Source organism: Bacillus sp. LQ01, from assembly GCF_057624735.1.
The window spans coordinates 1-7,719 of record NZ_JBYEZL010000016.1 but is presented as its reverse complement, the minus strand read 5'-3'; the positions used below and the strand labels follow the sequence as shown (position 1 = coordinate 7,719).

6 protein-coding genes and 2 rRNA genes are annotated in these 7,719 nt (G+C 32.8%); 5 read left to right on the top strand and 3 right to left on the bottom strand.

Annotation, left to right across the window (positions count from 1 at the left end; genetic code table 11):
- The first annotated feature begins 491 nt into the window (after positions 1–491).
- Both AC22L0_RS29100 and AC22L0_RS29095 read left to right on the top strand, forming a co-directional pair.
- Complete coding sequence (locus tag AC22L0_RS29100; RefSeq protein ID WP_000558376.1) at positions 492–2,423, top strand: glycosyltransferase; 1,932 nt, start codon at positions 492–494, stop codon at positions 2,421–2,423.
- A 66-nt stretch (positions 2,424–2,489) separates the two neighbouring features.
- The gene (locus tag AC22L0_RS29095; RefSeq protein ID WP_000651241.1) at positions 2,490–3,266 is read left to right on the top strand and encodes a class I SAM-dependent methyltransferase; all 777 of its coding nucleotides are present in this window, start codon (positions 2,490–2,492) and stop codon (positions 3,264–3,266) included.
- A 40-nt stretch (positions 3,267–3,306) separates the two neighbouring features.
- Here the strand turns inward: AC22L0_RS29095 and AC22L0_RS29090 are convergent, their stop codons facing one another.
- Entirely contained in the window at positions 3,307–4,251 is a 945-nt protein-coding gene (locus tag AC22L0_RS29090) for an NAD-dependent epimerase/dehydratase family protein (protein WP_001230832.1), read from the bottom strand.
- A gap of 292 nt (positions 4,252–4,543) precedes the next feature.
- Here AC22L0_RS29090 and AC22L0_RS29085 point away from each other — a divergent pair, with 292 nt between their 5' ends.
- The 3 genes from AC22L0_RS29085 (at position 4,544) to AC22L0_RS29075 (ending at position 7,428) form a co-directional block, all read left to right on the top strand.
- A complete protein-coding gene (locus AC22L0_RS29085) occupies positions 4,544–5,338 on the top strand; it encodes a sulfotransferase family 2 domain-containing protein (protein WP_087965422.1) in 795 nt (264 codons plus the stop codon).
- Positions 5,339–5,547: 209 nt separating this feature from the next.
- A complete protein-coding gene (locus AC22L0_RS29080) occupies positions 5,548–6,270 on the top strand; it encodes a class I SAM-dependent methyltransferase (protein ID WP_000405114.1) in 723 nt (240 codons plus the stop codon).
- An 81-nt stretch (positions 6,271–6,351) separates the two neighbouring features.
- Positions 6,352–7,428 carry a glycosyltransferase WbsX family protein gene (locus tag AC22L0_RS29075; RefSeq protein ID WP_000690999.1) on the top strand — a complete coding sequence of 359 codons (1,077 nt, stop codon included), beginning with the start codon at positions 6,352–6,354 and terminating at the stop codon, positions 7,426–7,428.
- Between the two features lie 14 nt (positions 7,429–7,442).
- Here the strand turns inward: AC22L0_RS29075 and rrf are convergent.
- Together rrf and AC22L0_RS29065 are read right to left on the bottom strand one after the other, a co-directional pair.
- Positions 7,443–7,558: ribosomal RNA gene (gene rrf / locus AC22L0_RS29070) — 5S ribosomal RNA — on the bottom strand.
- A gap of 50 nt (positions 7,559–7,608) precedes the next feature.
- Positions 7,609–7,719: ribosomal RNA gene (locus tag AC22L0_RS29065) — 23S ribosomal RNA — on the bottom strand; the annotation flags it as partial.

Below are 7,719 nucleotides of genomic sequence, written 5' to 3'. Positions count from 1 at the left end.
GACGTTTCACGTTGTTTGTTTCGTTCAGTTTTCAAAGAACTACTTGGTCGCTCATTTGCGACTTCCTTATGTTAACATCTTCGTTAGTTAATGTCAACTAAGTTTTTTTATTTCATTTGTCGCTTACGACGTTATTGTCATCGGCGACTTGTTCTATATTACACCCCTGTAGATCAATCGTCAATACCTTTTATCTTTTTTATTTTATAAATCATAAAAGCTTTGCCTTCTCTTAATTTCTAATACATCCTTAGAACTTCTTAAACTTATGTATTCAAATTAACAATCTGCAGCCTACACTCTCTAACTTAATACTAATACTTTTCTAAAGAATGAATGTGAGACCAAGTAAATATATATTAAGGATAGTATTTTTTCTTTTAGTACGTTCTCCCTCCTGCCCATCTCTAGGGGGATTATAAATAAAACACTTCTCTTCTTGACCTTTAAAAAAGGGAAAGAAATCTAATACCCTTAGGAGGCGTTATGAAATGCATGTTAATAAAAAGATAATTTATGTATCCCATGATGCCCATTTCCACGGAGCACAGCTACTTTCTTTACATACTATTAAGGCTCTTAAAGAAAACTTTGATTACTCTGTTGCAATTATTTCTATTGGATCCGGTATTTTAATTCCCGATTTTCAAAAGTACGGTCCTGTTTATTGTCTCGAGCAAGGTTATCAAACAGAAGAAAAGGTCGAATTATTAATAAAGGATTTATTATCACAGAATTTTACCCTCGCCATATGTAGCACTGTCATAAGTGGCGATATCGTCGCATTACTAGCTAGACAAAATATAAAAGTTGTTTCATTAATACATGAATTACCGCATTTAATACAACAGTACTCTGCTGAAGGGAAAGCTAAAAACATCGCTGAATTTGCTTACAAAGTTGTCTTCCCTTCACAATACGTATATGAAAAATTTCGTACAATCACTGAATTGGATCCTCAAAAATGTCACATTCTCCCTCAAGGTTTGTTTAACCACAATCCTTATAAGAACAATATTGCAAAAGCTAGAAATGAGTTACGTAAGAAGCTTAACCTGCCTCTAGATAGCAAAATCATCTTGGGTGTAGGCTTCGCAGATTATCGGAAAGGGATAGATTTATTCTCACTTATCTCTTACTCAGTAAGAAAGACTCACAAGGATATTCATTTCATTTGGGTAGGGAGAACAGACGTTCAATTCCTGAATACACTGCCCCCTAAATATAAAGCACATTTCACATTAGTCGATCCTACTCCCGATATCGGATTATATAACGCTGGGGCTGACTTATACTTATTAACTTCAAGGGAAGATCCTTTTCCAAATGTTGTTTTAGAAGCATTAGATGCAAAACTTCCTGTTATAGGGTTTAAAAATGCTGGAGGTTTTGAAGATGTTGTTACAGAAAAAACTGGTGCCTTAGTAGACTTTTTAAATTTACCCAAAATGCTAGAAAAAATATATGAATTTATTCATGATGAGGGATTACGATTACAAAAGGGAAGCTTTGGCCAAGAACTTATCGAAAAAAACTTCAATTTTCTTAATTACATTTATCAATTACTAGATCTTCTCGAACATAATTACAAAAAGATAAGTGTAATCATACCGAACTATAATTATGAAAAATACTTACCTGATCGAATCGAATCAATATTAAACCAAACCTACCCTCTTTACGAACTAATTTTCTTAGACGATGCCTCCACTGATCATAGCGTATCAACTTTTAAAAAGCTGCTTTCAAAAGAAAATAAGACCCACCTGAAGGTTCAACAGATTATTAATGATAAAAACTCTGGTTCTGTATTTAAACAATGGATAAAAGGAGTCTCTGCAGCAACTGGTGATTATATTTGGATCGCAGAGGCCGATGACTTATGCGATAAGACATTTTTACAAGAGGTGATACAGGGGTTTTATATAAATAACAATATTACCTTAAGTTACACACAATCAAAACAAATAGATGAACAAGGAAATGTATTGGCTAATCATTATTTAAATTACACAAATGATATCGATAAAGAAAAATGGAAAGCCCCCTATTTTCGAAAAGGCGTCGAAGAAATACAAGATACGTTACTTATCAAAAACACTATACCTAATGTTTCAAGTGTAGTTTTTAAAAATATAGATATGAAGAAAACGGAAAAACAGTTAGAGAAGTTCAAAATAGCTGGCGACTGGTTCTTCTATGTTTCTCTTCTTACAGAGGGAGATATTTACTTCAATCCAGCCCCCTTAAACTATCATAGACGACATTTAAATAGCGTAACGAGAACAGAAGATTCATACTCCCATTACAATGAAGTTGTGCAAATGCAAAATTTCATTAAAGAAAAATTTACTATCGACGACATTTCTAAAATGAAAATGTATACATATAGAAAGTATCTTAAAACATACTTAAAAATTTAAACGTGTGCTTTCTATGCCATCAATATCTCTTGTAAGGCGCTACTATTATTTAAGGGGGAATACTCTTTGAAAGACTTTATAGAGGAACATAAAGATTTAATTTCTCAAATCGCACACAGCTATAATGTAAATGCAAGTATCCATCCTGAGGATCATATCTTTCAGTTCATTGTCACTAATCCCGTCTTCCCATCAAAAAAAGAAGCGATAGATTATTACTTTAAAGATGGGCAAAACTCAGCACAAATACTCTTAAACTTAATTACTTCCCTTTATCCTCCTACAGTCAATCCAATTAAATTGTTAGAATTTGCATCCGGATACGGCTGCGTAACACGTCATTTATTAAATCTACAAGCGAATTTGAGTATAACCGCTTGCGATATACACGAAGAGGCTATTTCCTTTATTGAAAACAAATTAAATAATTCTTCTATATTATCTCATCCTGAGCCTGAACAGTTAAAATTGGACTCCTCTACGTACGATATCGTTTTTTGTCTATCCTTTTTCTCTCATATGCCTGATACAACTTGGTTTCGTTGGCTGCAAACATTGTATAACGCTGTTTCACCTGGTGGTTTATTCATTTTCACAACCCATGGCTATCAAAGCAAAAAATACTTCGGGTTTCCAAATTTAAATGAAAAGGGCTATTGGTTTCTCTCTTCTAGTGAACAATTCGATTTAGATGTGAATCAATACGGACAAACGATAGTTAGTCCCTCTTACGTGTGTGACAAAATTAAATTATTACCCCATAACCCAATTATCAAAAAGTATACTGAAGGATTTTGGTGGGAACATCAAGACCTTTGGGTTATAGAAAAAGAAGTAAATTAATAACCCACGCTCTGCTTATATACAAGTAGAGTGTGGGTTATTATTTTTTACTATATAAGAACTCTTCAATCCATAGCTTATTTAATCTAATCCCATGTTTAAAATCTATTTTAGGTTCCCAATTCAATTCTTGTTTTACCTTATCAATATTTAAAATGATTTTTTGAACGTTCTCTTGTTTTTGTTTGTAACAGATAAAATCCACTTTTCTTTCTGTTATTTTCTCTAATTCTACTATAATTCGTTTTAAAGAAAGACCTTTGCCACTCCCTATGTTGTATACGCAAGATTTCAATTGATTTAATTGTGCTAGTTGTATAGTAATTTCAACTAAATCATCGATATAAATATAATCTCTAATAATTTCCTCCGGATTCCCATATATATGAATCCTTTCATTACTGAGATGCTGGTACAAAAAACAATTTATCGCCCCTACTTTTTTTAAGGGGTTTTGGTATTTTCCATACGGATTAGAATATCTACATACAACATAATCTATTCCATATTTTCTCTTATAAAAATACAAATAATTCTCCAGCGAAACTTTTGTTATTCCATACGGGGAAAGTGGTCTTAATGGATGTTTCTCATCAATAGGCAAATATTCAGGTTCACCATAAACTGTGCCTCCCGAAGAAGCCAATATAATTTTTTTAATACGAAAATCTTTAACACTTTCCATGAAATTAAGAAAAAATAGACTGCTATTAATATCACCGAAAACATCTTCAATTGAAGTTGCTACGTTAGACGTCGCAGCTAAATAAATAATAATATCTATATTCACTAAAGCCTTATATATATCCTCAACATTTTCTAAATCACCTTTAATAAATTCAACTTCACTTACAATATTTTGAGGAAAATTATTTATATGTCTGGAAAATACTTTTACATTTTGCCCCTGTTTCAATAAACCCAATGCGAGGTTGATACCAATGAAACTATTTCCACCTACTATTAAATAATTATTCTTCCTCATAATATCATCTCTCTAGTAATAAATTTTTCCTATTGTCAAACTTAAAAATATACACAAATAAACTGGATCATTTTGATTATTCATCCTCTTATCATTGTATGTTTGTTATAAAATTTCATTATCTTTATTTTCTATTTTCATTTTAGAATAGCTTCCTTATTCAGGTTGACTGCAAAAACACTCATAATATTTACTCATCCCCATGAATATATTTAATAAACAATCCTCACTTGTTTACCCCATAAAAAAGCTTCTACATACACAAAGTTCTCAAAAAAGGAGCGCTAAACTCATGAAAAATATAAATCAAGAACTTTTAAATCATGTAATCCTACATAAAGATCGAATTCCGCATTACCATAAAGACTTTCCCCTTATACTATTTTGGAGTCATAGAAGCGGATGCACCTCATTAGCTAATTGGTTCTTTTTTCAAATTGGATTATTTACTGAAGCAAAGAAATACAATGACTTTATTCATTACTATGAGTTCTGGGTGTATAAAAACAGTACAAATTACATTCAACAATTACAAAATAGTCTTCTAGAGGCTAAAAAAAATGTTTGTAAACTTGTACGAAATCCTTATACAAGAGCTGTCAGCTCATTTTTATTACTTGCTGACAATCCATATGCTAGCCCACAACGGGAAAGCATCCGTCATTATTTTTATAATGATAAATATAGTAATCAAGGAATATCATTTAAACAATTTTTATATTACGTTCAGGCATTCGGTTCCAATTCCCTAGCATTAGATATACATTTTAGTCAACAATACGTCCCTGGTGAAGAAAACTTCATTCAATGCTATATTCCTTTAGAAGATTTTAATACACAAATCACTAAGATAGAACACATGTACGATTTAACAAAATCTAATTTAGCACTTCTTACAAATTCAGATCATCATCGCGCTCACAAGATGATTTATGCAGGAAGCTATGCAGAACTTAGCATTACAGATCCAGGCTTTCCCCGATTTCCAACATACGAAAGCTTTTATGATAAAGAAACTATGGACTTAGTTACAGAAATATACGCACAGGATTTTGAAATGTACCCATACACGAAAGGGATATTTTAAGTCTATACATTTTCCCACGAATAAAAGCTGATACATCGCATAGCATAAAGTGAAACTTTAATTCGAGTGGGAGTTAATTATTCTCTTTCCCTAATCGTAATTTTAAGAGATACCTAACTTTCACCCATTTCCTTTGATTTCGCTGATTGTTGACGTGTATCATACTTTCCATACATAGATTGCATTTATTAACATAGGAGGGATATCGTGTGGAAATCAATTTGAAACACAATAATGGGTACTGCGTTATTTGCGAAAAGAAAGCTACATTTATAGAGCATAATGATTGGCTTAGAGATCATTATTTATGTTCTACATGTAACTCTATACCAAGGCAGCGAGCTTTAATCCATGCTTTACATACATTTTTTCCAAAATGGTGTTCCTATAATATTCACGAATCCTCTCCTGGAGGAATTACGACTCAGCTACTATTAAAAAACTGTAAAAACTATACTTATTCTCAATACTTTAAAAATTATCCTCTTGGCCAATACTTTCAAGGTATTAGATGTGAGAACTTAGAAGACATGACTTTTGAAAATGAATCTTTTGATTTATTCATTACTCAAGACGTTTTTGAGCATGTAATGACGCCAAACAAAGCCTTTAAAGAAATAGAACGAGTATTAAAACCTGGCGGTGCTCATGTATTTACTGTCCCTTGGTATCATACACTCACAAAAACTGTGCAAAGAGCAAGAATGAATAAAGAGGTGATTGAATATATTGAAGAGCCCATTTATCATGGAAACCCTATTGATGAGAATGGATCTTTAGTAACGTTCGATTGGGGGCAGGATATGATTGAATATATTTATACACATGCAAACATGTATACAATTGTTTATTTACAAAAGGATAGATCACTAGGGCTAGATGCTGAATTTTTACATGTTTTTATTAGTAAAAAATGTGTAAAAAATTTCTAAATACTATATAATTCAGTGATTTAATAAATCACTAGTAACTTCCCACTACTTGAACTACGAATAACATAAGGGGGATATAACTTGAAAATAATCGCTTTTTACTTACCACAATTCCATCAAATTAAAGAAAATGATCGATGGTGGGGGAAAGGATTTACTGAATGGACAAATACTAAAAGTGCACGACCTTTATTTTCAGGACATTATCAACCTAGGGAACCTTATCAAGATTTTTATTACGACTTAACTACCCCCTCCGTAAGAAAGTGGCAAGCAAAAATCGCTAAAGCATACGGTATATATGGTTTTTGTTATTATCATTACTGGTTTAAGGGAAAAAGACTATTAGAAACACCCTTTAATGAGGTACTAAAGATGAAAGAACCTGACTTCCCTTTTTGTCTTTCTTGGGCAAATGAACCATGGACAAAATCTTGGGATGGTCTCGATAAACATATATTAATGCCTCAAGACTACGGAGATATATCTGATTGGAAGGAACACTTTGATTATTTATTACAGGCTTTCCAAGATGAGAGATATATTTATATAGATGATAAACCTCTATTCATTATTTATCGTCCAGGACATATTCCTGATTGTGAAAAAATGCTTAATTACTGGAATGCATTAGCGCGAGAAAATGGTTTAAAAGGTATATACTTTGCTGAAACATTAAACAGTTTTCCACTACCTAATATAAATGGATTCGATGCTAGCATTCAGTTTGAACCTTTCTATACAATTGCCCATGATAGCTCTTCAGACATAAATAAGGTAATATATGATTCTGATATGCAATTAAACGTTTGGGACTACGATAAAGTATGGATGTATATATTACAACGATCGCTCCCAAAGAAAAAAACATTTCCTGGTGCTTTTGTTGATTGGGATAATACTGCACGACGTAAAAACGCGAATAGCAGCATCTTTGTAGGTTCTACCCCTGAAAAGTTCACCATATATTTAAGCAAGCAAATTCATCGGACTTACTCTTTTTATAACAGCGAGTTTTTATTTATTAACGCATGGAACGAGTGGGCGGAAGGAACTTACTTAGAGCCAGATAAAAAATATGGATTTTCTTATTTAGAAGGGGTTAAAAATGCAATTGATAGAGGTATGAAAGCATACAAAAAAGACGAGTCATTCTGACTCGTCTTAAAGTTGCTTGGCGACGTCCTACTCTCACAGGGACAAGGTCCCAACTACCATCGGCGCTAGAGAGCTTAACTTCCGTGTTCGGTATGGGAACGGGTGTGACCTCTCTGCCATCATCACCAAACTATTGAAGGCATATTCCTTCAAAACTAGATAACATTTGCTACATATTATATGGTTAAGTCCTCGATCTATTAGTATTCGTCAGCTCCACATGTCACCATGCTTCCACCTCGAACCTATCAACCTGATCATCTTTCAGGGATCTTACTAGCTTACGCTATG